The sequence below is a fragment of the Candidatus Marinarcus aquaticus genome (assembly GCF_004116335.1).
Lineage (GTDB): Bacteria > Campylobacterota > Campylobacteria > Campylobacterales > Arcobacteraceae > Marinarcus > Marinarcus aquaticus.
This window is the reverse complement of the sequence record NZ_PDKN01000001.1, coordinates 299,363-325,369: the sequence shown is the minus strand read 5'-3', so window position 1 is coordinate 325,369 and position 26,007 is coordinate 299,363. Positions and strand designations below refer to the sequence as shown.

Here is a 26,007-nt window from a genome sequence, read left to right as displayed (position 1 = left end):
ATTAACTCACTACTATTTTAATTATATTTCCCACCAACATTAAAACAAGTACAAACACAAGTACTTTTTTAATAAAAGCTTCCCCACCTTTGATGGCATAATGACTTCCCACATACGAACCCAAAACATTAGCTAATCCCATAGGAATAGCCACTAACCATAACACTTTCCCCGCAAGTACAAACGCAATCACAGACCCCACATTGGTTGCAAAGTTCAGTGGCTTTGTGGAAGCCGTGGCCATGAGGTAATCCAGCTGTAAAAACTTCTTCATGGAAATCGTCATATACGTACCTGTACCAGGTCCTAGTAACCCATCATAAAAGCCAATGGGTGCAGTAGCTAAGATGATATTTTTTTTACTTTTTTCTCGGTGAACTTCGACAATCGTTTTACTCTTTTTAAACAAAAACAGCATCGCAATAGGAATGGCTATAAGAATCATCCACTGTATGGTCTCTTCAGAGAGATACATCACCAGTTTGGTTCCAATATACGAAGCAATCAAACATGGAATGATAGCAACTGCTACGACTTTATAATTGATTTTTTTACTCCATGCATATTTGATGGTTGCCATGAGTACGCCTACGACACTTGCCACTTTATTAGAAGCCAATACATGTATGGGAGCAATCCCACTAAAAAGAAGCATCGGTACTTGTATCATACCTCCACCACCAGCAATAGCGTCAATATATCCTGCAAAAAAACCAGTGAGTACAAAAACAGTAATCCACAATAACGAGATGTCTGCTCCAAAATCCATATGGCAGCCTTAAAATTAAAATAGTATCTATAAAAAAGAGTCAAGAGAGCTTGTTGTAAGCTCTCTTTTTAATTATGCAAATGCAGGTTCTAAGAAAGGGATAATCTGTTTTTTTCGTGAAAGACAACCGTCAATCCACACTTTACCGTTTTCAAGTTTTTTATCAAATGCTTTTTCAAAGATTGATGCATCACTGCTTGAAACCAATACTTCAGAGCCCTCTTTCATGATGTCTGTTAAAAGAAGTGCGGCTGTATGAAGCCCCTCTTCTTCTCGAAGTTTGTCTAAGTCTGCTTGAAGTTCATCTTTGACTGCATCAAAAATAGTTAAATCCACCACTTCAAGTTGACCAATTCCCACTTTACTTCCGTGCATATCAAAAGGTTTATAGTCTCGTAAAATCAACTCTCGTACAGGCACACCCTCTACAGCAGATTTGACTTTGAACATCTCCATTCCCAATGCACCAAAATCTTCTATTCCAGCAATTTGTGCTAATTCACGTACCACTTTAATATCAAGGTCTGTACATGTTGGAGATTTAAAAATTACGGTGTCACTTAAAATAGCACACATCATGATTCCAGCAATCTCTTTTGGAATTTCTACTTTATGATAATCATACATCTCTTTTACAATTGTGTTTGTACACCCTACTGGTCGAATCCAACACTCTAAAGGAGCAGAGGTAGTTAAGTCACCTAACTTATGGTGGTCAACAATTCCCACGATGGTTGCTTCATCGATATCTTTTGGTGCTTGACCTCTGTCAGAATAATCAGTGATAAAAATCTCTTCACCTGCAAACGATGTTTTCAGTTCAGGTGCTGTAAATCCAAATCTGTCTAAAATAAATTGAGTCTCTGGATTTACCTCTCCTTGTCGTGCAGGCGTTGCTTCACGTCCTATTTTATTAAGTAAATATGCCAAAGAGATTGCAGAACAAATTGAGTCTGAATCTGGCGTTGTGTGTCCACATGTATAAATAGCCATAAAATCTTTCCTATTATCTTTTTTGCGCAATTGTAACCAAACTTTAGTTAGGGATGATTTAAATTATAATATTAAACAATTCGTGATATAATGGAAAATAGTTACTAAAGGAGAGAGTATGATTCAAGCAACAATTCAAAAAGCGTTAATCGAGCAACTTAACAGAGAGTTTCACTCAGCATATATCTATTTAGGTATGAGTGCATACTGTTCAAAAGAGGGTTTTAATGGAGCATCAAACTGGTTTTTAGTGCAATACCAAGAAGAGATTGCTCATGGTATGAAACTTTTTAAATACCTTGAAGACCAAAGTGTGGAACTTCAACTTCCAGCCATTGAAGCAGTGGCTGTGGAGTTTGATTCACTTTTAAATGTCTTTGAAAAATCATTGGCTCATGAGCAATTCATGACACAAAACTTAAATGACATCTCTGATATTGCCATGAAAGAGAAAGACCATGCAACGTATAACTTACTGCAATGGTATGTGACCGAACAAGTAGAAGAAGAAGCCACTGTCAGTGAGATTATTGACCACATTAAACTTGTGGGAGATAATGGTTATGGTCTGTATACCATCGACAAAGAGTTAGCGACAAGAACATTTGTAGACCCAACTTCAAAAGCTTAAACACACAGAGTCTCAATGACTTTGTCTGTCGCTAAAATAATCTCACTTTTGCTATAATCGTTTTTTACAAGACAGGAGAAACGATGTCGAAATATGCACTTGGCTTACTGCCCCTTATCCTCTCACTTTTTTTATCCGGATGTTTCAACAACCAGAGTGAACAAAAACAGTTTTACGGTAACGTTGATTTAAGAACCGTCTCATTGGGTTTTCGTGTTTCAGGAAAAATCTCTGAACTTTTTTTTGATGAAGGAGAGAGCGTTAAAGCAAATGAACCGCTTGCCAAACTCGATGATGCACTCTATATACAAGCACTCAACCAGATTCAAGCGGAAGTTAAAATGCAAGAAGCCCAAGTTAGAAAACTGAAAAATGGATATCGAGTAGAAGATATTCAAAAAGCACAAGCAAACTTCGATAAAGCCGAAGTAGAACTTAAAAAAGCAAACAAAGATTTAAACAGATACAAACAACTTTTAAAAACCGCCTCCATTTCTAAACAGACATTTGATGACCATAAATTGGTTTTTGACAGCGCACAAGCACAATATGATTATGCCAAACACAATTTACAACTTCTAAAAAATGGTTATTTACAAGAGGATATCCTCTCTGCGCAAGCTCAATTAGAGGCTTTAAAAGCACAATTGCAAGAGGCCAAAATTCATCTGGAAGATACAACACTGATTGCACCAAGCAGCGGTACGGTATTAACACGTGCTTATGAAAAAGGTTCTATTGTAGCCCAAGGCACACCTGTGTTCGAAATGGCATTGAATGATGAGTATTGGATACGAAGTTATATTGATGAACCCTATTTAGGAAAGATTCAACCCAATATGCATGCAAAAGTCTACACAGATACACAACCCAATAAAACATACGAAGCGGTAGTGAGTTTTATCTCAGCACAAGCGGAGTTCACCCCTAAAAATGTTCAAACACAAGAACTTCGAACCCAATTGGTCTATCGTATACGTCTTATTTTACAAAACCCCGATGAATATATCCGTCAAGGGATGCCTGTAACCATTGAGTTTGAAGACCTCTAAAAGAGTGTTGAATGTCTTTGGTTACTGCACATAATCTGACAAAATCATTTGGTGATACACTGGCACTAAAAGAGATTGACCTTCATATTAAAAAAGGACAAATCACAGGTATTGTGGGACCCGATGGAGCAGGGAAAACCACACTCATACGAATGATGACAGGCTTACTTGACCCAAGCAGTGGTACCCTTACTGTATTGGAAGCATCTCTACCCAAAGAGGCTTTTAAAGTGCAAGCAAATATTGGCTATATGCCTCAAAAATTTGGTCTTTATGAAGATTTAACGGTTTTGGAAAACATGAAACTGTATGCCAACTTACAAGGCATCGATCCACTCAATCAAAAACAGAGAATAGAAGAGTTGCTTACGTTTATTAACCTTCAAGAGTTCACCTCTTTTTTAGCTAAAGATTTATCAGGCGGAATGAAACAAAAACTAGGACTGGCATGTGCCTTAATTAAAAAACCCAAACTCTTATTGCTGGATGAACCAGGAGTCGGGGTTGACCCCATTTCAAGAAGAGAGTTATGGGGAATTGTCAACAAACTCATTGAAGAGGATATTGGGGTTGTTTGGAGCACTGCTTATTTAGATGAAGCACAAGCATGCGACGAAGTTATCCTTTTAAATGAGGGCACTGTGCTTTTTCAAGGCAAACCTCAAAGACTGAGTGAAACCATGAATGGAAAGGTTTTTAAACTCATCGGCAATTTAAAAGATAAAAGAAAAACCCTTCGTTTGGCTTTAGAAAATGAGCACGTTAAAGATGGAGTGATTTTAGGCAACAGCATTAAACTGATTTGTGAACATAAAACCTTACTGCCTTCCCTTGAAAGAATCGATGCACCCCATTGCCATTATGAAAGTATGTCAGCCAATTTTGAAGATGGGTTTATGAATATACTCAACGGTAATTTCAATGGGCACTCATTGTTGGCTCAACAAATGGGCTCATTTGAACGAGTTTCAAACAGTCTCATTGAAGCCCATCACCTCACAAAAAGGTTTGGAGATTTTGTGGCAACCAATGATGTCAGCTTCAGTATCAATCAAGGAGAGATTTTTGGTTTTTTAGGCCCCAATGGCGCAGGAAAATCAACGACATTTAAAATGTTGTGTGGACTCATAAAACCAAGCCATGGTGAAGCAAAAGTTCTGAGTCTTAGTCTACAAACTTCCTCCTATAAAGCGCGCCAAAAAATTGGTTACATGTCTCAAAAGTTCTCTTTATATGGAGATCTTTCAGTCTATGAAAACTTAAAATTCTTTGCAGGGGTGTATGGGCTTAAAGGAGAGACAAAAAAGAGAAAAATAGAGCGTATGCTGGATATTTTTGAACTGCATAAATACAAAAAAACCGCTTCTAAAACACTGCCTTTGGGGTATAAACAAAGACTCTCTTTGGCATGTGCAGTGATGCACGATCCTGCTGTTTTATTTTTAGATGAGCCCACTTCAGGAATTGATCCACTCACACGACGGGAGTTTTGGAACCATATTTATGCGATGGTACAAAAAGGGATGACCATCATGGTGACAACGCACTTTATGGATGAAGCCGAATATTGTGACCGTATTGCGTTGATTTATAAAGGCAAAGCCATTGCGTTGGATACTCCTCATAATCTGATTCAACAAATTGGTGAGAATGCAACCATGGAAGAGGCCTTTATAGAGCTTATTAAAAGGGAACATGATGCTGTTTAGTCTGCAACGTTTACGAGCCCTTTTTATCAAAGAGAGTTTACAAATCATTCGTGATCCCAGTGCTTTGATCATTGCACTGATTTTGCCTTTGATGTTGCTTTTTTTAATGGGCTATGCCATTTCTTTGGATTCAAAAAACATCCCATTGGGCATCGTTATTGAAAAGAGTTCTGCTCATACAAGCAGTTTGGTCAATGCTTTTTCCAACAGTGAAAGTTTTGATGTTACAACCGCAACGGATCGTCGCTATTTTACAAAAGCCCTACAAGAAGGCAAACTGCATGCAATGATTATTGTTCCTTCAACCTTTGATGTCGATATCTTAAAAGGTCAACCGCGCATACAAATCATCACCGATGGAACAGAACCCAGTATTGCAGGGTATGCAATGAAATATGGTATCAATGTATGGCAAGAGTGGTTATATAAAGAGGGCATTGTATTTTCTCCAACATTGCTGGATATTCAAACACGTTATTGGTTTAATGCTCCATTGCTGAGCAGTTACTTTTTATTGCCCGGTTCCATTGCCATTATTTTAACACTTATTGGTACATTATTGACGGCTTTGGTTGTTGCAAGAGAGTGGGAAAGAGGAACCATGGAAGCCATCATGTCTACACCCATTAATATTTTAGAACTGCTTTTAGGTAAACTTCTGCCCTATTTTATCTTGGGTTTAATCTCATTATTGATTTGTATGTTCATTACACTGAGCTGGTTTGAGATACCTTTTCGAGGCTCTTTTTTCTTACTTGTTCTCTCTTCTTGCGTCTATTTAATCCCTTCATTGAGTCTTGGATTACTCATATCCACATTGGCAAAAAATCAATTTGTAGCAGCTCAAATGGCACTGATTATTGGGTTTTTACCCGCCATGATTCTTTCAGGTTTTATTTTTCAAATCAGCAGTATGCCACCTTGGTTACAGTTTATTACGCATTTTATTCCTGCGAAATATTTTATTACCATACTACAAACACTTTTTCTCTCAGGCAATATTCACGAGATTATTTGGCCCAATATGCTTTATATGCTTCTGTATGGTATCAGCATGTTTGCAATCATTTTTATGATTACACGAAAGAAGTTACAATAATGTTGACGCAACTACTCTCTCTCATACGCAAAGAGTTTTTAGCCATTTGGAGTGACAAACGCTCTCGTATCGTAATCATCATTCCCCCTTTAATTCAACTGGTTCTCTTCTCTTTTGCAGTTACACTGGAAGTTAAAAACATCCCCATTGGTGTGTTGGATTATGACAACTCAACAAAAAGTCAAGAACTCATACGCAGTTTGAAATACAGCCCGCGCTTCAGTGAAGTCTACTTTTTAAAAAGTAATGAAGATTTAAAACACAAACTGGATACTCAAACCATCCTTGTGGCCGTTGAAATTTCTCAAAACTTTTCGCTGCAAACACCCTCTTGGAAAAAAAGCATCGCACTCATAGCAGATGGAAGAAGATCCAACAGTGCACAAATTGCTGTGGGGTATATACAAATGCTTATTGCTCAAACTTTTTCAAAACAAGACAACAGTGTAGAAGTACGACATTGGTATAACCCCAACTTAGATAATTTTTGGTGGATTTTACCCAATTTAGTGGGGAGTTTGACAATGATCATTGCACTGATTTTAACCTCTTTGTCCGTTGCACGCGAACGTGAATTAGGAACCTTTGAACAAATCTCCGTGGCTCCTATAAGTCCAATGGTATTAATCATTGGAAAAACCATTCCACCTATGATGATCAGCATCATTGAAGCAGCATTTATTTTTATTGCAGCCATTACTTTTTTTGAGGTGCCCTTTATTGGTTCACTTCCCATCTTAATCGTAGGAATCATTGCGTTTGTTTTTTCAATTGTGGGATTTGGTCTGTTTATCTCCTCTTTGTCTTCAACGCAACAACAAGGTATTTTAGGTGCATTTATTCTTCTTGTGCCTTCTATATTGATGTCGGGATTTGCAACGCCTGTTGAAAATATGCCAGAGTGGTTGATTCCTTTTACTGACTTAATCGCACTTAAATATTTTCTGATTTTATTAAAAGGGGTCTTTTTGAAAGATATTTCATGGGCTGTGGCAATATGGGAAATTCTTCCCATGATTGCCTTGGGAGTTGTTACATTGAGTATTGCAACGTGGTTCTTTAAGAAAAAAGTAACCTAGTTACTCTTGAATAAGAAATTGTCCTAACGCTCTGTTTTTAACCAGTTTTGAACAATCAACCACCACGCCATGCATGGCAATAAAAGTACCCTTTTGTGTAGTGTGGCTTAAATACCCTAAAGCCAATGAAAAATTCATGGTTGCTTCGACTTCATCAATACTCATAGGTACCATTGCTCCTGTGAAAACAACGGTTTTTTCACACTTTTTTTCTTTGATCAGTGCCGAAGTTAAATCAACGGTATCCGTACCATGTATGACAATCACCTTCTCATTTGAGCAGTTTTGAATGGCTTCATATATTGTTAAACGATCTTCATTGGTCATGTCTAAACTGTCTTTTGAAACCACATCTATGATTTCAAACTCCACATTATGCGTCGATGCAAGAATTTTTTCAAGTGCCTTATGGTCTAAAGGCACTTCAAGTTGACCTTTTATGGGGTTATATCGTTTGTTAAAGGTACCGCCTGTGTTTATGATTGATACGTGCATCTCTATCCTTTAAAATTACTTACCATGTTTCTTGGGTGAAGCAGTTCATCAAGTTGTTCTTTGGTAAAGAGTTGTTGTTCTAAAATAATATCATAGACCCGTTTATTGGTTGCCAATGCCTCTTTTGCAATGGCCGAGCTCTTCTCATAACCTAAAATTGGATTTAAGCACGTTACTAAAGTGACTGAATTTAAGATATACTCCATACACACCTCTTCATTCGCCGTAATCCCTTTAACACACTTTTTAGCCAAAGTATAAAACGAACGCCGCATCATGTTGATGGAAGTAAAGAGTTTATATGCCACTAAAGGTTCAAAAACATTTAACTGCAACTGACCACTTTCACACGCAATCGAGATGGTGGCGTCTGCACCAATCACTTCAAAAGCGACTTGGTTGACAACTTCAGGTATAACAGGATTGACTTTTCCAGGCATGATTGAACTTCCTGGTTGTACTTTAGGAAGATTGATTTCATTTAATCCCGCTCTTGGTCCTGAACTAAGCAGTCTTAAGTCGTTGCATACTTTTGAAACTTTAATAGCAACACGTTTTAAAACACCTGAGATGTGTACAAAACTTCCTGTATCTTGGGTTGCTTCAATCAAATCCCCTGCACTTTGATAATCTACCCCCGTCACTTCTCGTAAGTGTTTAATCACTTTTCTTTGATATTCTGGTTTAGTATTAATCCCTGTTCCAATGGCCGTTGCACCTAAATTCACCTCTTTTAAAAGAGCTTGTGCCTCTCTGAGACGAAAGATATCTTCATCAATCATCACTGAAAATGTTTTGAACTCTTGTCCCAATGTCATAGGAACTGCATCTTGAAGTTGAGTTCGTCCCATTTTTAGTACATCTTTAAACTCTATGGCTTTTTCATCAAAAGCATCTCGTAAATATCGTAATGAATCTTTGAGTTTATAAATCAATTCATGCAGTGTCAACTTAATGGCTGTTGGGTAGACATCATTGGTTGACTGGCTCATATTGACGTGGTTATTGGGGTGTATGATATCATAAGCACTTCTTGGATATCCCAATATCTCTAAAGCTCGGTTGGTGATGACTTCATTGACATTCATATTCGTAGAAGTACCTGCCCCTCCTTGAATAGGATCAACAATAAATTGGTCATGAAACTTACCATCAATGATCTCATTACAAGCTTGTACAATCGCATCTTTTTGTTGATCGGTTAAATCCCCCAATTCATAATTGGTCAATGCGCATGCTTTTTTCACTTTAGCAAGAGATTTAATAAAATTAGGAAACAAAGATATACTGGTTCGTGTAATATCAAAATTCTCTTTAGCACGTAATGTTTGAATACCATAATAGGCATTCACTTCAATCTCTTTTTCACCTAAAAAATCTTTATCTATTCTATAATTTTCCATTATATTCACCTTAAAATATTATCTATGTATCATACTTAATTGAAGTATGTAAAAAGTGTGTTTTGTATTATAGCAAGGTATAACCTTCTTGCGGTACATTTTTAATGATATTCAGGGGTAATTTAGCTCTTAACTCTTTAATAAATGACTTTAAGGCATGATTGGTCATAAATTTGTCGCCCCATAATTCATCTTCAATGATTGCATACGTAACAATCTGATTTTTATGTTCATACAGAAGTTGTAAAAACTCTTTCTCTCTTTTACGCAACGGTATAGTATCATTTTTATACAACAATGATCGAGTAGCTAAATCCAAATAAAGCTCTTGTGCTAAAGAGAGTTTTTGAGTGACGTGTTTTTGCACATATTTTAAAAGTGCTTCAGTGAGTTTTTTATGATTGAGTGGTTTTAAAATATAGTGATTGATATTCAGATTAATCAGATCCATCAAATACTCTTCATTACAATAAGCGGTTAACATAATAATGGTCGTTTGCATATCATGCTTTCGTATTTGACGCACCAAATTGATGCCATTTGTTTTTTTCATTTGTATATCAGATAAAATGATTTTGGGTTTATACTCCTCATACAAATCAAATGCATCTTTTGCATTAGAAGCTTCATACACTTCATCAAAATAATACTTCAAAGTATTGACAATCACTTCTCTGATACCATCTTCATCTTCAACACATAAAATGGGAACTTTTCTGAGCTCTTCAAGTAGATTTTGATTCATCTTTTATCCTGCTAACACAATTTTAAATACAGCGCCTTCATGATCATTATAAACACTTAACTCTCCACCCATATTTCGCTCAATGATTAACTTGGAAATATAAAGTCCTAATCCTGTTCCTTTAGAAGTATCTTTGGTGCTAAAATAGGGATCAAACACCAACTCTAAAAATTCAGGTTGTATCCCGCCTGCATTGTCTTTAACACAAATAATACTGTTTAACCCCTTGGTACTGATACTTAACTCTATAAAAGGATGAGGTGTTTGTTTCTCAATCAAAATATCTTTGGCATTGGAAATAAGGTTTAAAATCACTTGTGAAAACTCTCGTGGATAACCAAACACATCTCGGTTTTGATGTACTTCCACTTTGAGTTCAATCTCATTTTCAATCAATGTGGCAGTGATTAACGAAATGGCACTTTCACACGCCTGTTTGAGATTAAAATACTCTTTTTTCTTATCAGGTTTATAGAAATTTCTAAAATCATCAATGGTATTGGACATAAACGCAATCATTTGATCTGATTTTTCAACGGAATTTAAAATGTGCTCTTTGTTCACTTTATTAAATCGTGTGGCGGTCTCTAACTCCATTAAAATACCTGATAACTCCGTTAAAGGCTGGCGCCATTGGTGTGCAATGATGGAGATCATCGAACCCATTCGTGCGTGTTTTGCTTGCATTAAAATTGCTTTATCTTTTTTCTTTCCTTCTTCGATACCTTGTTGTACTTTATACACCAAGTTTTTATTCAAGTTTTGCAGTTTTTCCTCTTTATTCTGTACTTGCTTGACATATTTTTTAACAATATCATTGATGATGCTCATCATTAAAATTGTAAATAAAAACATAAAGATGAGTGTCACGGTTGTCAGTGTCACCATAAAAGTTTGAAATGTTTCAATACTTTGGGCATGTATGGCACGTTTGTTTTTTTCAATTGGATCAAAGTTTGCATTGGGATGCGTTTGCATATAGAGTATTTTATACGATTTCAACTCTTCTTCAAAACTGGCATCTACTGTTTTTAAATAAAACGAAAAACTGAATAAGGCAATAAAGAATATGCTTAAGAAAGGGATGGTAATGACAAAAAATGGTATGCCCTCTTTATTAAACATATTAAAGCTCCAAAATAATAATCTAATATTAACTTAATGTGGCTTTGTACAGACAAAAATGTCTGTACTAGTTCTGTTTTCTGATGTCATTAATATTATCTACAATCTCTTTCCATATGGCTTTGTCAATTTTGAATTCGTTGTAGTCGTTATAACGCAACACTGGTTTGATTCCCTCTTTGATTTGTCGATCATACCCTTTTATTAAACGCAAAGCAGGTTTATATAAAAGTGCAATTGCAAACATATTAATCACAGCTAATAGTCCCATTGAAAGATCAGCAAATGAAAATATCGATGCCAAGTCTTGAAAAGACCCCCAAATAATCAGAGCAATCACAAAAATTCTAAAAATTGTAAAAAGAGATTTGTTCCCACTGTTGAAAAAGTTCAGTGAGTTTTCTGCTAAGTAGTAGTTGTATAAAATAGAAGAGAAACCAAACAAAAAGAGTGCCACAGTTACAAAATAACCCCCAAAAGGACCAATATGCTCAATGAGTGCATTTTGCGTTAACAATACTCCGTCCACACCAGATTGCCCAGGAACGTATACCCCTGATAAAAGGATGATAAATGCCGTGCATGAACACAAAATAATGGTATCAATAAACACAGAAAACGATTGAACGATACCTTGTTGAACAGGATGTGCCACATAAGCAACGGCAGCCACATTTGGAGCAGAACCCAATCCCGCTTCATTTGAGAACATCCCTCTTTTTGCTCCTTGCAACATCACCGCACCAATTCCACCGCTGATAGCAGACGTGGGAGAGAATGCTTCTTGAACAATCAAAGCAATCAGATGTGGGATTTGAGCATAGTTCAATGCAATCACAACAATTGCAATGAGCAAATAACCTACGGCCATAATAGGCACAATTACCTCTGAAAATCGTGTAATTCTTTTAATACCCCCAAATACTGCAAATGCAAAAATCAAGGTAATAGCAATACTAGTTATCCAAGTAGGAATGTTAAAAGAGGATTCAAATGAAGTGGTGATAATAAAAGATTGTGTGGCATTAAAGGCAAAACCAAATGTAAACATCAATAACACAGAGATAATCACACCCAACCATCTTTGTCCCAACGCTTTGGTAACATAATAAGCTGGACCTCCACGATACACACCTGTCTCTAATGCATCTTTTTCTTTATATAATTGAGCCAAGGAACACTCAAAAAAACTTGTACTCATACCAATTAAACCAATGATCCACATCCAAAAAACAGCACCGGGACCACCCAAAGTGATTGCCACTGCAACACCTGCAATATTTCCACCACCAACACGTCCAGCAACGCTCAGCATGAGTGCTTGGAAAGAACTGATATGCCCATCTTTATCGTGCACCGTATCTCTTAAAATATGAAACATTTTAAAAAAATATCGAAACTGCACAAACCGCGAACTGATCGTAAAGAAAATACCCAATGCAGGTAACATATAAATTAAGATATTACCCCAAATCAAGTTATTCAAAAAATCATTAATTTCACCTAACATGAAAGACTCCTTTTTCATTTGAAAAATTGTAACATGCTTAAGAGGGTTAAAAGTGTCTTACAATTTTTACGGCACAATCTCTCTTTTTTTGAGTGTTGTTTCATACCCTTGTACTGGGTTTCTTGGAATCAAAAATGAAAGTGTTAAAGAGCACAACGCTATTAAAGCGCCAATAATAAAGACCAAAGAGTTTGAATACAACCAAATAAGCCCTAATACAAAGGGTAAAAAAACAGCTGCTATATGGTTGATGGTAAAACTCACGGCACTGGCAGTGGAGATATCTTTTGGATTGGCAATTTTTTGAAAATAAGTTTTCAGTGCCAAACTCATTGAAAAGAGCAAATGGTCTAAAATATAAAGTCCAAAAGCAATATAGATGTTGTCCACAAAAGCGTATGCTGTAAAAACAATGACCAAGCCAAGATACTCTAAGCGAAGTGTCAAATACTCTCCGAACTTATGAATAAATTTTCCAATTTTCGGCGCAAAATAGATATTTAAAACAGCATTCACAAATAAAAGCAAAACCATATTTTCAATATCAACACCAAATTTTTCAACCAATAAAAACCCAGCAAATACCACAAAGATTTGTCGTCTTGCACCTGCAAATAAAGTCAAAACATAAAAAAGCCAATACTCTTTTCGTAAACTCAACTTCTTTTCTTGGACAACGTCATCTTTAAAATGCTCAAAAAATATCCAACACACAATACCAATCACCACGGTGATACCACCAAAAAACAAATAGACATTTTTATAGGGTACATCCCAATATTTCATCATCGCAAAAATTAAGACAAACACCAATAATCCTGTAAAAGATTTGACTGCTGTGATGCGCCCTAAAATAATCGGTGCTCTGTTTTTAGGCAACCATTGAAGTGAGAGTGATTGATTAAGTGTCTCTAAATAGTGAAAACCTATGGACATAATGACTGTTGTGATATATAAACCAATAGCATTGGGGAAATAACCTGTTAAAAGCGTTCCAAGTCCCAATAAAATCATGGAGAGATATGCCAAACGTTGCTGGGCAATCAAATAAAGAACCAATACCACGGTAAAGGCTAAAAAGCCAGGAACTTCACGCAAACTTTGTAAAATCCCTATTTGACTACCATTAAATGAGGCCACTTCAACCACAAAGTTATTTAAAAGACTCATCCATGCTGAAAAAGAGAACAGCATCGCAATGGACATCACATAAAGCAATGCCTCTTTGGATTTAAAAAAATCTCTCATAAAAACAGAGAAACCATCAGCTTAATTGCCAATGCAGAAAGAAGCACTTTAAGTACCATTATAAACCTTTTACCATCAATTTTATCTCGCAATTTTGTTCCTACAAAACTTCCTGCTATGGCACCTGCGATCATGAAAGATAATACACCAACATAATCCCAAAAAACAAAACCAAAAAAGACAAACACAATTACTTTAAAAATATGTGTGATACTCATAAGTGCTGCACCTGTTGCCACGACTTTATGTTTATCCCCATAATCTTTTAGCAAAAGTGTCATCGTCAGAGGTCCCGTTGCACCTACAACCATAGAAAGACCTGTTTGAAAAAAGCCAGCAATGTAATAGTTTTCATATCGTTTAATTTTTTCATTGAATTTTGTACTCCACAATGAGAGTAAAATATACACCCCAATAAACAGAGGCACATACTCCAATGAAATATAAAACAAAATAGAAGAAAAAAGAGCAATACCCAAAAGTGACCCCACTAAAAACTTAGGGATAACTTCATACTCTACATCCTTATATCCAAAAACAGCTCGTGAAAAGTTGCTTGACATTTGAGTCAAACCATGCACAGGAATCAACGCATTCAAAGGTAAAAAAGAAGGAAGGATTGCAATAAGCATCATACCTCCACCAATACCGACAACTCCCGCAACAATGGAGGTTAAAAAAGTAATAATACCCAGTGTTATTTCTAAAATCATTTTGGAATTATACTCTAAATAAAAACTAAAACAAGTTAAATGGAATAACTAATGATTTTTTTGTACATTGCTTTGATGTAAAAAAGATATAATTACAAAAAGTTCTTAGGAGGTTTATCATGCAAAAGACACTATACTATATTCATGATCCAATGTGCTCTTGGTGTTACGCTTTTAAGCCTGTATTTGAAGAGCTCAAAAAAAACTTAAAAGATAACACCCAAATTGTTTATGTCTGTGGCGGATTGGCTCAACACACAGATGAAGTGATGCCCAAAGATCAACAAGAGAAAATCAAAGCCATCTGGCAACAAATAGAACAAGAAATAGGCACAAAATTCAACTACGATTTTTGGAGTAAAAACACACCCCAAAGAGCCACCTATTTAGCGTGCCAAGCTCTGATTCTTGCACGTGAAATGGGCAAAGAGGAAGAGATGCTTCAAGCCATACAACGCGGTTACTATCAAAAAGCACTCAATCCTTCACAAAAAGAGGTTTTAGTCAAATTAGCAGATGAAATTGGCTTGGATAAAAAAGTGTTTGAAAAACGGCTTCACACTCCACAAACACAAGCCCTTTTAGATGAAGATTTGAACTTACGACGAAAACTCAATGTGCGTGTATTTCCCACACTTCTTTTACAATATAAAAAAGAGTGTTATCCTATAAATATCGATTTTAAAGAGAGTTCTAAAATGCTCGCTCAAATTCAAAATTTAAGTGAAAACACCTACTTTTAAAACCCTCGAAGCCATGAAGGAGTGAGCAGTGATTCATCCTTGATGGCATACTTCACTTCATCTATCAATCGGTTCGTATTTTTCGGCAAAGTTCCAGCAAGTGCAAAAGCATTGCTTGCATGGTTTGAACGAAAAATGATTTTATTTGTAGGTTGTAAGGCTTCTAAAAAGTGTAACTGCTCTTCAAGCATCTCTTTGTCATCCAACCAAGTAAACCCTTGTTCAAACTTTTTATAAAACTGTGCCTCTTTAGTTTGTTGCAATCCCAATTGTAAGGTTGAGAGATAGTTCAATGTGGTTTCATTGACCAATCGAGCAGTTTGTGCCACGTGTTCTTTTGAATACTCCCTTCCACCCACACCCAAAATAACCGTTGCTGAGATTTTAAAACCTGCTTGACTTGCTTTGTTTAATCCCTCTTTCATCTTTGAAAAAGTTGTTCCTTTTTGAATCTTTTTAAGCAAGACATCACTGCCTGTTTCAATTCCAAAATAGATGAGTTTTAATCCAGCTTCATACAATGTTGAAAGCTCTTCTAATGATTTTTGTTCTAAGTTAATAGGAGAAGCATATGAAGTGACGCGTCGTAAATTGGGAAAAGATGCATAGAGCTTTTTAAGTATTTGTAAAAGCGTAGAAGTATCTACAGCTAAGGCATCTCCATCGGCTAAAAATATCTTGTGTGCTTGTGAGTAATACTTATTTAGTGTTTCAATATCTTCAAACACCTCATCCAGACTCTTTTGTTTATACTGTTTGGTTTCATACATCGAACAAAAACTGCAGGCGTTGTAACTGCAACCATGTGTGATTTGAATTATGACATTGTTTGCTTCTGAAGGTGGTCTAAAAAGAGGCTCACTGTAATGAATCATTAACTTTTCCTTGATATAATCCTATATGAAATATTAACCTTATTATAATAACAAAATACTATAATACAAGCAGACATTAAAAGGACATTTTTTACTACATGAATAACATTGATTACTTTTTTAGCAAACTCATTCGATTTAGCCTACTCTTTTTTGTTCTCTATCTTATCTTTACGAACTTTGGAACATTTTTAATTATTGTTTCTGTTTTAATCATTTTAGGATATTTCTTTATCTATAAAAAAATCAAACAACTCAAAGAGCAATCACGGCAAAGCGGTTTTCACTTTCACTTTGATGGTTCAAACTTTCAACAAGGCGCACAAGGTTTCCGTTTTGAAGATTTTCAACACTTCCAGCAAGGCAACTTCCAAGCCCCACCACAATTTGGTGAAGTTCAAAAAGCAAAAGAGTTCTTTGGCTTTACGCACAGTCCTACTAAAGAGGAAGTGAAAAAAAGGTACAAAGAGTTAGCACGTAAATACCACCCTGATATCAATAACCATGATGATACACTCATGAAAGAGCTTAACCACTATCGAGATGTATTGATGCAAGTAGCACAATAAAAGGTACCTTCATGTTTCTGCAAAGATTAAATCTCTTTTTTTTCTTTGTGGTAATACTTTCGATACTTCTTCTAGGGTATCACTGGTATCAAGACTATCACTTTGATAATCACCCATTAAGTACAACTCTCTTACAAAAAATTGAAAATAAAAAATTACAAACTCGCCAACTGATGAAAAAAAACCTTGGTTTTGATTTAAATGTGCCTTTGATTGTGAGTGATGCCATGCCTGCTCATCTTTATGGTGCAACAGCCTATACCAAACATCATCGTATTGTTATTTATTTAAATAAAAAACGTTTTAAAGAGAGCAGTGAGTATATGATAAACCATGTCATACCTCATGAATATGCACATGCAGTGATGTTTTATAAGGGCAATTTTACCAATAAAAAGAAAGGTCATGGGAAAGAGTGGCAACAAATCTGCAAGCAACTCAATGGCATTAAGTGTGAACAATATGTCAATGAACACGACATTTTATTGGGGAAAACATCATTTTAAACGAAAAAAGGGAAGAAGCAAATGAGCTCTTCCCTTTTTAAATCATAAATAAACTTTTATCTATGCTATAACTGTGTAGTTAACTTTTTCTTTATGATTTATCTGTGGTAACAATATTAAGAATGTTTGATTCCTCTCATTCACACCTCCTATTGTTTGGTTACTCCTATTATAACATCTTTTTAAATTAACTCTTGCTGAAATTTTAAAATTTTTTTCACAAAACAATCTCTTTAAAAGCTTCCAAAAATGGGCAGAGTTTCATCTTGTTTTAGATAAAATACTTTTCATGAATCTAGAAGAAAAACTCAAAGAACTTCCCAATCAATCAGGTGTATATCAATACTTTGATGAAGAGGGACACCTGCTTTATGTTGGTAAAGCAAAGGTGCTTAAAAATCGTGTAAAATCATACTTTAAATTCACCCCTTATTTACAACCTGCTGAAAAACTTGGACCTCGTATTTATAAGATGATCAGTGAAGTTAAAAACGTGGATTGGATTGTGGTACCCAATGAACACGATGCACTGATTTTAGAGAATTCATTGATTAAACAACTCAAACCCAAATACAATATTTTATTGAGAGATGATAAAACCTACCCTTATATCTATATTGATATGAGTGAAGATTTCCCACGACTGGAAATCACACGAAAGGTTTTAAAAGGCAGCAGTATCAAATACTTTGGTCCTTATTCTACTGGAGCACGAGACATATTGGACTCCATTTATGAGATTGTACCATTGGTCCAAAAAAAGGCCTGTATAAAAGGGAAAGAGGCCTGCTTGTTTTACCAAATCAAAAAGTGCCATGCACCGTGTGAAGGCAAAATATCTTCACAAGAATACAAACGTATTGTCAATGAAGCTTTAGAGTATATCTATAATAAAAGTAAACTCATTTTCAAACTCAAAGATCGTATGGAAGAGTATTCCATGGATTTTCGTTTTGAAGATGCCATGATATTACGTGACCGTATCAAAACCATTGAAAAATCTCAAGTCAAAACCGGTATGGATTTAGCCAGTAATGAAAACCTTGATGTCTTTGCTATTAAACAAGGGCTTAAACGTGCCGTGATTGTGCGTATGTTTATCCGAGATGGGAAACTGGCATCTTCAAATCATGATTACATTAAACTTGACTTTGTCGATGAACAAAGTATAGTGGACTTGGATGAGATGTATGAAAGAGCCATCATCAACTACTACAACCATGAAATTCCAGTACTGCCTAAAGAGGTACTCATTGCGAATGAAACAGAAAACCAAGAGGAGTTACAAAGTTTCTTACAACAAAAATTCAATAAAAAGATTCCTCTGAATTTTCCAAAAGCGGGTAAAAAATGTGAACTTATAAAAATAGCACTGAATAACTGTGAAGAATTGCTTCGATTGGATGCAACGAAAAACCATACCACGGTGTATGAAGAACTGCAAAAGCTCTTCTGTTTGCAAAGAGTGCCTGAACGTATTGAGAGTTTTGATAACTCACACATGATGGGTCAAGCAACCGTTGGAGCAATGGTCGTTTGGCATGAGAAATTCATGAAAGTAGATTTCAGACACTACAACTTAGAAACCAATGATGAGTATGCACAAATGAGAGAGATGCTCATTCGCCGAGTAGAGAGTTTTGAAAAAAATCCAGCACCTGATCTTTGGATTATTGATGGAGGTTCAACTCTGCTTAAACTGGCCTATGACATCATAGAGTCTGTGGGAGTAAACATTGACATCATTGCCATAGCAAAAGAGAAAGTTGATGCAAAGGCGCACCGAGCTAAAGGAAAAGCAAAAGACATCTTACATTATAAACAAGACGGTATCTTTAAAGAACTTAAACTACAACCCAGTGACGCACGACTTCAATTTGTACAACGTCAAAGAGATGAAGCGCACCGCTTTGTCATTAACTTTCATAAAAAGCAAAAACGAAAAGAGGACAAACAAATATCCTTGTTGCAACTGCATGGTATTGGTGAAGCCAAAGTTAAAAAACTGCTTTTATACTTTGGAACTTTTAAAGAGATTAAAAACGCAACTTTTGAAAACCTCAAAGAGGTTTTAAACGAAAAAGATGCTACTCTTATACATAAACATTTTAATAATTTGGATTAAGCTTTGGCACGAATTTTACTGAATAAATCACATCTTTTTCACAATCTTCAACTCATTGAGTCAAAAATCAAAGACAAAAACAAGATTGCAGTGGTACTAAAAGACAACGCATATGGACACGGAATTGTAGAAATTGGTACCCTTTGTAAAGAGTATGGGGTACGAAACGCGGTGGTACATAGTGTTGCAGAAGCAGAGAAGATTGTGACATTATTCGACAATATCTTAATCTTAGCTGATAAACAACCCCCAAGTTATTCACATACTTTTCACATGACCATAAATTGTATAAATGACATTGAGTTGATGCAAAAAAATACTAAAGTCCAGCTTAAAGTAGATACAGGAATGCATAGAAATGGAGTTGCCATTGAAGAGCTAGAAGAGGCTATTTTAGGGATTTATAACAAAGGACTCATTTTATCAGGGGTCTTCACACACCACAAAAGTGCCGATGAATTGAGCTCTGTTTTCTTTTGGCAAAAAAATAATTTTAAAAAGGTAAAAAAAGAAGTTATTAAAATATGTGAAAAACTTTTTTTACCCATTCCTATTTTTCATAGCTCAAATTCTTCAGCGACATTTCGTGATAATTCTTTTGATGATGATTGGGTTCGTGTTGGAATTGCACTGTATGGATATCTTGATACCAACCCAATTTTTGGAATTCCAAAACTTAAACCAGTCTTATCTTTATATGTTAATAAATTATCATCAAGAAAGTTATTAAAAAATCAATGCATTGGTTATGGTGGAACCTATACTGCACAAGAGGATATGGACGTATCAACTTATGATACTGGGTATGGACATGGATTTTTACGCCTGAATGAACGTAAAAAATTTTTTACGCCTGAAGGCTATGAAGTGTTAGGTCGTGTTTCAATGGACAACCTCTCATTAAATACCACAAAAGATGAAATCTGTCTTTTTAATAATGCTTGGCCATTGGCCAAAGCACATGATACGATTACCTATGAAATCATAACCTCACTTAAACCGGATATACCAAGGGAGATTACATCATGAACAAAATGCTTGGACTTCTTTTATATGCAGGAATTGCATGGGCAAACAGTCCACTGACCATTGATGATTTAGCCCAAGCAGACACGGGAGTCTTCTTTGAAGAGGGAAAAAAATACTACAAAGAAAAAAACTATACCAAAGCATTTGAATACTTTGAGAAATCTGCTGCACTGGGAAATTACAAAGCTCAATATAACCTAGGGGTCTTATACGCCAATCCAAAATTTTATCTGTACAACCAACAAAAAGCTTTTGAACAATTCGAAAAATTAGCGCAAAAAGGACATGCCGCATCTCAAAATCGTTTAGGCATGTACTACACACTGGGGGGCGTTGTTGAAAAGGACTATTTAGAAGCCATCAAATGGTATGAAAAATCTTCAAAACAAGGATATATTACAGCCCAATGTAATTTAGCCTATATGTACGCAGCTGGAAAAGGAGTGTTTGTGAACTTTGGACGAGCTCATGCATTTGCAAAAGAAGGCGTTCAAAGTAAGCACCCACTTTGTTTAAAAGTTTGGAGAGATTATAACTTGCCAAACTATCCAGAAGATAAAGGGTTTAAATTTGGCTCAACGTATGTCAAACCATAAGTTAAACATCTCCTAAGACATACTCTATTTTCTCATTCTCTAAAAATAATACAAAAGTATCGAACACTTCACTGCACACATTTTCTTCAAAAGCAGCAATGGAAAGCACCACTTCCCTTTTTTCACCTTTAATACGTGGAAGCGATGAAAGTTCCACGTTGGAAGGTACTTTTTTCATCAAAGGAATAAGCGTATTCTCTCCTGTGTATGCCGTCAATGTTTTTCTAAACACCTTTGTATCATTTTTTAAATAGTGTCTGTCCAATGCTTGTAAAACCATCGCTTGTGACATTGAAGGAAATCCAGGTGTAAAGAAAAATCGATCTTCTAAATAAAATCCCGGAACATTGTTAACCACATTGTCTAAAAGTTTTGCTCCAACAGGCAGATGAGACATCTCAATTCTGTAGGGATACGCTTCATCTCCAAATTGATTAATAATAAGCTCTTTGGCTGTTTCATGATAAAACATCTCACTATTGGTAAAGGCTTTGGCTGCAACTTCTCTGGTATAATCATCTGGCGTAGCACCAATGCCACCAAAACAAAACATCACTGCCTTTTCATCTTGTTGTATCAGATTAAAAATGTCCAGCATGAATTGTGGATCATCTTTAATAACAAAGTTTGCTTTTTGAATAAATCCTCGCTTGAGCAGCTCTTGGTTTAAAAAAGTAAAATGAGCATCTTTGCGACGCCCATTAAGTAGCTCTGTGCCAATAATCACAGAGTAGAAGTTGGGATTAGTTAAAGAACTCATAGTTAAATTCGTGATTGAATAAAGGCATCCATCTCTTCAACAATCTCTTCAATGGTGCGCTCACCATTGATTTTCTTTAACACATCTTTTGCTTTATAGAATATTTGAATCTCTTCTAAGGGTTCCGTGTAGACTTTCATTCGATTGTTAAACACTTCCACATTATCATCAGCTCCTCTTGCTCGTCCTAAAACTCTTTCACAAGCAACCTCTTGGGATACTTCTACTTCAATAACATTGACCAACTCTACTTCATCTTCATCAACCAAGTATCGATCTAACTCCATCATTTGCTCTACACTTCTTGGATAACCATCAATAACAACCACATCCGTTGGTGCATTTTTAATGGCCATTACAATGGTTTCAATGATAATCTCAATTGGGACAAGGTTTCCTTTGCTGACAAATGAATCAATGAGTTCTCCTCTTTCACTTCCACTTGCAACTTCCGCTCTTAACATATCCCCTGTAGAGTAGTGAGTGATGTCTTCATGTTGTGCTGCAATAAGCTCTGCATCGGTTGTTTTCCCGCTTCCTGGTGCGCCAATAATTAAAAATAGTTTTTTCATGTATACCCTTTTAAAGTTGTTATTGTAGCAAAAATCGATTAAATTCTTTATGTGATGTTAAATGCTTTTTAACTACAATACAAAAAATCAAACACAATTCACTGTTCTCTTAAAGGTCTTTAAAAATGATTTTTGACTGCCTTATAAGGGAACCATTTAAAAGGAAAATGACTATGAACTTAATGCTATTTGGTGCACCAGGAGCGGGTAAAGGAACTCAAGCAAAATTTTTAATTGAGAAATACAACATTCCACAAATTTCAACAGGTGATATTTTAAGAGAAGCGATTGCTAACAACACTGAGATGGGATTAGAAGCAAAGAAATTTATGGATGAAGGTAAATTGGTTCCAGATTCAACTATTATTGGTATCATTAAAGACAGATTGGCTGAGTCTGACTGTAAAGAGGGCTTCATCCTTGATGGTTTCCCAAGAACATTAGCACAAGCCCAAGCACTTAAAGAGCTTATGGCAACCATGCAAATCTCACTTGACAGAGTAATCTCTTTAAATGTTCCAGATGAATTAATCGTAGGAAGAATCACTGGAAGAAGAGTATGTTCAAAATGTGGTGCCTCTTTCCATGTAGAGTTTAACCCTTCAAAAGAAGAGAACGTATGTGATTACTGTGGAAGTGAACTCATTATTCGAAAAGATGATAATGCCCAGACTGTAAAAAGCAGACTTGAAGCATACCATGCACAAACGGCACCTTTAATTGACTTTTATACAAACATGGGTGTATTCACTGAACTTGATGGAACAAAAGATGTTTCAGATGTTACAAAAGATATGATTGCGGCTTTAGCATAATCTTTTAACTCACAAATAAAAAAGGGGGCGACTGTTTTGCAGTTGCCCCTTTTTTTATGCTTTTATCCTTGCATTCCACTGCCACCAGAAGGTCGTTTGTTTCGTTGAATAAACTGCTTATCAATGACAATGTCTTTTTGTTTCTCTTTGCGTTTAATATCTTTTTCCACGTAGATTTTCTTACGCGTTACGGGGTCAAGTTCCGTATAGTACATCACACTTGAATACGTTGAAGGAGTGGGAGTAAAGACTTGTGCTTGTTCGGGGTTCATCTTTAACTCATTGCGTGTGAAGTTCTTAAGTTCATGCATGTCTTTCTCTTCACATCCTGGGTGCGCTGCAATTAAATAATACGTTAAGTATTGATTCTTTCCCGCCTCTTTATTTAAACGGTCATACAATCGCTTAAAATCAATCAATGATTGCTTTCCTGGTTTTCCCATGAGTTTTAAAACCCTATCAGAGGTGTGTTCAGGTGCCACTTTCATCTGACCAGAGATGTGGTGATTAACCAACTCTTTTAAGTACTCATAGCCATGTTTTTTATCTTCAGTGATAACATCGTATCTGATCCCTGAAGCCACAAACGCTTTTTTAACTCCAGGAACTTGTCTAATATTTTTAAGAAGATTCAGATGTCGAGAGTGATCCACTTTCATCGCTTTGCATAACCCTTCGTAATCCACACATCGTATCTCATCACAAGTACCCTTTTTAAGTTTTTTTGTACACTCATAGCCATACATGTTCGCTGTTGGTCCACCTACATCTGAGATGATGCCTTTAAAATCTTTGTATTGTGTAAACTCTTTGGCCTCTTTTAAAATAGAGTCTTCACTTCGTGTTCGTATGGTTCGTCCTTGATGTACACCAATGGCACAGAAGTTACACTCACCCCAACATCCATGATGCGTCTGAATAGAGAACTTAATCGTCTCTAAACATTTCACTTTCCCTTCAGATCGATGATACGGGTGCAACTCTCTTTCATAAGGTAAAGATGCCACGTTATCCATCTCTTGTTCATCTAAGTAATCACACGGTGGATTTTGAATTAAAAACCGTGTGTCTACTGGTTGGCATAAGCCTTTTGCAGAGATGGGATCATTGTTATCATAAAAAGCATCAAAAAGGTCAATATACTTCTCTTTGTTATCCACACACTCTTGATGTGACGGCAGTTGAAGGTAGTCACTCTTTGGCTCTTTAGATATATAACACACTCCTCGTACATCTTGAGGATTTTGCCCATCGCGAAGTGCCGCACTGAACTCTTTAATCGCCATTTCACCCATACCATAAATCAAATAATCAGCTTTGGCATCAAAGAGTACCGGTTTTCTCAGTTTATTGGTCCAATAATCATAGTGGCTTACACGTCTTAAACTCGCTTCAATCCCACCTAAGACAATGGGTACGGTGTTTTTAAAATGTCGTCGGATTAAATTGGTGTATACTAACGTTGCTCTGTCAGGTCGTTTGTTGTTTTTCCCACCGGGAGTATAGTCATCTGAGTTTCTAAATTTTTTAGTAGCAGTATAGTTTGAAACCATCGAGTCAATGCTTCCACCACTGACCCCCCAATAGAGTTTTGGTTCACCCAAACGCATGATGTCATCACTCTCAATATCAGGTTGTCCAATGATTCCTACTTTATACCCTTGTGCTTCAAGCATACGCCCTACTACGGCCACGCCAATAAAAGGTGAGTCAATATATGCATCAGCACTGACTAAAATAATATCAAGTTGGTCTATATTTAATTTTTTAAGTTCTTCTTTGGTTGTGGGTAAAAACATTCTATTCTTTTTATTTTTTGGCAATTATAACCAAAAGAGTATATAAAAGTGATTTATACTAAAATATTGAACAAAAACTTTAAGTATAGGGAAAGTCAATGTCAAAAAACGTATTAATCACAGGGTGCAGTTCAGGATTGGGGTTGGCTTTAACACACTACTATTTAGAAGCAGGTTACCATGTTTTTGGTATCAGTCGAACACAACCCAGTATCACACATGAAAACTTTACTTTCAAAGCGTGTGACCTAATCCAAACACAACTTATAAAAAACAATCTCAAAGAGTTTATACAAAACATTCAAGCACTTGATTTGGTCTATTTAAATGCAGGCATGTTGGGTGAAATCAAATCATCATTTGAACTCACTATTGAAGAGCTACAAGAGGTGTATAACCTCAATGTCTATGCCAATAAAGAGTTGCTGGATATATTGGCTACCATTGAAGTCAAAACCATCATTGGGCTCTCTTCAGGTGCATCAGTCAATGGTTCTAAAGGTTGGGCAAGTTACTCTTTATCAAAAGCGGGGTTAAACATGCTTTTAAATCTCTACTCCAAAGAGATGCCCAACTCTGTTTTGCTAGCAGTGGCTCCAGGTGTTGTAGAAACACCCATGACAGATTACATACGATTTGATATAAACGACCAAGAGTTCCCTTCTGCACAACGTCTCAAAAATGGAGAAATACAAACACCTGAACAAGCAGCCCAACGTTTGGCAAAGGTTGCACAACAAAGTGATAAATTTGAAAGTGGTGCGTTTATTGATGTACGCAGTCTTTGATGAAACGTAATCAATTGGTAACAGTAACATGTCAAACTTCTTTGTATATTCTAGGAGAAGAAGATGTTACACAAAACTCAAATTCAACCCATTGGTGCCAATGAAAAACTTTTAATGGCACTGCCATTTTGCAGTTGTAATGCTTGTAAAAATATCTATGAAGATTTAAAGACAAAAATTGATAAGAAACGATTTTTTAAATTGGATATTGTAAGAGTGAGTAAATATAAGTAAGTCAACAGACAAAAGAGAAATTCTC

General features: G+C 36.0%; 27 protein-coding genes. 14 read left to right on the top strand and 13 right to left on the bottom strand.

The genetic code is table 11. The features are described from left to right. Position 1: 1 nt before the first annotated feature. Positions 2 to 769 carry a sulfite exporter TauE/SafE family protein gene (locus tag CRV04_RS01665; RefSeq protein WP_128994881.1) on the bottom strand — a complete coding sequence of 256 codons (768 nt, stop codon included), beginning with the start codon at positions 767 to 769 and terminating at the stop codon, positions 2 to 4. A gap of 72 nt (positions 770 to 841) precedes the next feature. Then, positions 842 to 1,762 carry a manganese-dependent inorganic pyrophosphatase gene (locus tag CRV04_RS01660; RefSeq protein WP_128994880.1) on the bottom strand — a complete coding sequence of 307 codons (921 nt, stop codon included), beginning with the start codon at positions 1,760 to 1,762 and terminating at the stop codon, positions 842 to 844. A 118-nt stretch (positions 1,763 to 1,880) separates the two neighbouring features. On the opposite strand from CRV04_RS01660, the gene CRV04_RS01655 reads away from it, so the two are divergent. From CRV04_RS01655 to CRV04_RS01635, 5 genes are all read left to right on the top strand, one after another. Next, positions 1,881 to 2,393, top strand: a complete 513-nt coding sequence (locus CRV04_RS01655; protein ID WP_128994879.1) for a ferritin — start codon at positions 1,881 to 1,883, stop codon at positions 2,391 to 2,393. Positions 2,394 to 2,476: 83 nt separating this feature from the next. Continuing rightward, on the top strand, positions 2,477 to 3,445 hold the full coding sequence (locus tag CRV04_RS01650; protein ID WP_128994878.1) for an HlyD family secretion protein: 969 nt from the start codon (positions 2,477 to 2,479) through the stop codon (positions 3,443 to 3,445). A gap of 11 nt (positions 3,446 to 3,456) precedes the next feature. After that, positions 3,457 to 5,154, top strand: a complete 1,698-nt coding sequence (locus tag CRV04_RS01645; RefSeq protein ID WP_128994877.1) for an ATP-binding cassette domain-containing protein — start codon at positions 3,457 to 3,459, stop codon at positions 5,152 to 5,154. Then, on the top strand, positions 5,144 to 6,253 hold the full coding sequence (locus tag CRV04_RS01640) for an ABC transporter permease (RefSeq protein WP_128994876.1): 1,110 nt from the start codon (positions 5,144 to 5,146) through the stop codon (positions 6,251 to 6,253). The genes CRV04_RS01645 and CRV04_RS01640 overlap by 11 nt, the downstream gene beginning before the upstream one ends. Next, positions 6,253 to 7,332 carry an ABC transporter permease gene (locus tag CRV04_RS01635; protein ID WP_128994875.1) on the top strand — a complete coding sequence of 360 codons (1,080 nt, stop codon included), beginning with the start codon at positions 6,253 to 6,255 and terminating at the stop codon, positions 7,330 to 7,332. Before CRV04_RS01640 ends, CRV04_RS01635 begins: the two co-directional genes overlap by 1 nt. On the opposite strand, the gene CRV04_RS01630 is transcribed toward CRV04_RS01635, so the two are convergent. The 7 genes from CRV04_RS01630 to CRV04_RS01600 all read right to left on the bottom strand — a co-directional run bounded on the left by CRV04_RS01630 (position 7,333) and on the right by CRV04_RS01600 (position 14,571). Then, positions 7,333 to 7,827, bottom strand: a complete 495-nt coding sequence (locus CRV04_RS01630; protein ID WP_128994874.1) for an asparaginase domain-containing protein — start codon at positions 7,825 to 7,827, stop codon at positions 7,333 to 7,335. Positions 7,828 to 7,829: 2 nt separating this feature from the next. Next, a complete protein-coding gene (gene aspA / locus CRV04_RS01625; protein ID WP_228126432.1) occupies positions 7,830 to 9,230 on the bottom strand; it encodes an aspartate ammonia-lyase in 1,401 nt (466 codons plus the stop codon). Positions 9,231 to 9,297: 67 nt separating this feature from the next. After that, positions 9,298 to 9,975, bottom strand: a complete 678-nt coding sequence (locus tag CRV04_RS01620; RefSeq protein ID WP_128994873.1) for a response regulator transcription factor — start codon at positions 9,973 to 9,975, stop codon at positions 9,298 to 9,300. Between the two features lie 3 nt (positions 9,976 to 9,978). After that, positions 9,979 to 11,100 carry a sensor histidine kinase gene (locus CRV04_RS01615; protein ID WP_128994872.1) on the bottom strand — a complete coding sequence of 374 codons (1,122 nt, stop codon included), beginning with the start codon at positions 11,098 to 11,100 and terminating at the stop codon, positions 9,979 to 9,981. A 67-nt stretch (positions 11,101 to 11,167) separates the two neighbouring features. After that, positions 11,168 to 12,610 (bottom strand): alanine/glycine:cation symporter family protein, encoded by a 1,443-nt coding sequence (locus CRV04_RS01610; RefSeq protein ID WP_128994871.1) that lies wholly within the window; start codon positions 12,608 to 12,610, stop codon positions 11,168 to 11,170. 66 nt (positions 12,611 to 12,676) lie between these two features. Continuing rightward, positions 12,677 to 13,858, bottom strand: a complete 1,182-nt coding sequence (locus CRV04_RS01605) for an MFS transporter (RefSeq protein ID WP_128994870.1) — start codon at positions 13,856 to 13,858, stop codon at positions 12,677 to 12,679. Further along, entirely contained in the window at positions 13,855 to 14,571 is a 717-nt protein-coding gene (locus CRV04_RS01600; RefSeq protein WP_228126431.1) for a sulfite exporter TauE/SafE family protein, read from the bottom strand. The genes CRV04_RS01605 and CRV04_RS01600 overlap by 4 nt, the downstream gene beginning before the upstream one ends. 119 nt (positions 14,572 to 14,690) lie before the next feature. On the opposite strand from CRV04_RS01600, the gene CRV04_RS01595 reads away from it, so the two are divergent. Beyond that, positions 14,691 to 15,314 carry a DsbA family protein gene (locus CRV04_RS01595; protein WP_128994869.1) on the top strand — a complete coding sequence of 208 codons (624 nt, stop codon included), beginning with the start codon at positions 14,691 to 14,693 and terminating at the stop codon, positions 15,312 to 15,314. Here the strand turns inward: CRV04_RS01595 and CRV04_RS01590 are convergent. After that, on the bottom strand, positions 15,311 to 16,189 hold the full coding sequence (locus CRV04_RS01590; protein ID WP_128994868.1) for a radical SAM protein: 879 nt from the start codon (positions 16,187 to 16,189) through the stop codon (positions 15,311 to 15,313). The two genes, CRV04_RS01595 and CRV04_RS01590, sit on opposite strands and share 4 nt — an antisense overlap. A gap of 98 nt (positions 16,190 to 16,287) precedes the next feature. Here CRV04_RS01590 and CRV04_RS01585 point away from each other — a divergent pair, with 98 nt between their 5' ends. The 5 genes from CRV04_RS01585 to CRV04_RS01565 all read left to right on the top strand — a co-directional run bounded on the left by CRV04_RS01585 (position 16,288) and on the right by CRV04_RS01565 (position 21,014). Continuing rightward, positions 16,288 to 16,758, top strand: a complete 471-nt coding sequence (locus CRV04_RS01585; RefSeq protein WP_128994867.1) for a J domain-containing protein — start codon at positions 16,288 to 16,290, stop codon at positions 16,756 to 16,758. A gap of 11 nt (positions 16,759 to 16,769) precedes the next feature. Further along, on the top strand, positions 16,770 to 17,264 hold the full coding sequence (locus CRV04_RS01580) for a SprT-like domain-containing protein (protein ID WP_128994866.1): 495 nt from the start codon (positions 16,770 to 16,772) through the stop codon (positions 17,262 to 17,264). A 289-nt stretch (positions 17,265 to 17,553) separates the two neighbouring features. Continuing rightward, a complete protein-coding gene (gene uvrC / locus CRV04_RS01575; protein WP_128994865.1) occupies positions 17,554 to 19,389 on the top strand; it encodes an excinuclease ABC subunit UvrC in 1,836 nt (611 codons plus the stop codon). 3 nt (positions 19,390 to 19,392) lie between these two features. Further along, positions 19,393 to 20,418 carry an alanine racemase gene (locus tag CRV04_RS01570; RefSeq protein ID WP_128994864.1) on the top strand — a complete coding sequence of 342 codons (1,026 nt, stop codon included), beginning with the start codon at positions 19,393 to 19,395 and terminating at the stop codon, positions 20,416 to 20,418. Next, complete coding sequence (locus CRV04_RS01565) at positions 20,415 to 21,014, top strand: tetratricopeptide repeat protein (RefSeq protein WP_128994863.1); 600 nt, start codon at positions 20,415 to 20,417, stop codon at positions 21,012 to 21,014. The genes CRV04_RS01570 and CRV04_RS01565 overlap by 4 nt, the downstream gene beginning before the upstream one ends. 1 nt (position 21,015) lies before the next feature. Here the strand turns inward: CRV04_RS01565 and CRV04_RS01560 are convergent, their stop codons facing one another. Beyond that, positions 21,016 to 21,774, bottom strand: coding sequence for a competence/damage-inducible protein A (locus CRV04_RS01560; protein WP_128994862.1), 759 nt, complete (start codon positions 21,772 to 21,774; stop codon positions 21,016 to 21,018). Positions 21,775 to 21,776: 2 nt separating this feature from the next. Then, on the bottom strand, positions 21,777 to 22,346 hold the full coding sequence (locus CRV04_RS01555; RefSeq protein ID WP_128994861.1) for an adenylate kinase: 570 nt from the start codon (positions 22,344 to 22,346) through the stop codon (positions 21,777 to 21,779). Between the two features lie 173 nt (positions 22,347 to 22,519). On the opposite strand from CRV04_RS01555, the gene CRV04_RS01550 reads away from it, so the two are divergent. Next, positions 22,520 to 23,161 (top strand): adenylate kinase, encoded by a 642-nt coding sequence (locus CRV04_RS01550; protein WP_128994860.1) that lies wholly within the window; start codon positions 22,520 to 22,522, stop codon positions 23,159 to 23,161. Positions 23,162 to 23,223: 62 nt separating this feature from the next. On the opposite strand, the gene CRV04_RS01545 is transcribed toward CRV04_RS01550, so the two are convergent. Continuing rightward, positions 23,224 to 24,960, bottom strand: coding sequence for a YgiQ family radical SAM protein (locus CRV04_RS01545; protein WP_128994859.1), 1,737 nt, complete (start codon positions 24,958 to 24,960; stop codon positions 23,224 to 23,226). A 98-nt stretch (positions 24,961 to 25,058) separates the two neighbouring features. Between CRV04_RS01545 and CRV04_RS01540 the strand changes: the two genes are divergently transcribed. Further along, positions 25,059 to 25,748, top strand: a complete 690-nt coding sequence (locus CRV04_RS01540; protein ID WP_128994858.1) for an SDR family NAD(P)-dependent oxidoreductase — start codon at positions 25,059 to 25,061, stop codon at positions 25,746 to 25,748. Between the two features lie 63 nt (positions 25,749 to 25,811). Further along, positions 25,812 to 25,982 carry a hypothetical protein gene (locus tag CRV04_RS12820; RefSeq protein ID WP_164969092.1) on the top strand — a complete coding sequence of 57 codons (171 nt, stop codon included), beginning with the start codon at positions 25,812 to 25,814 and terminating at the stop codon, positions 25,980 to 25,982. Positions 25,983 to 26,007 lie beyond the last annotated feature (25 nt).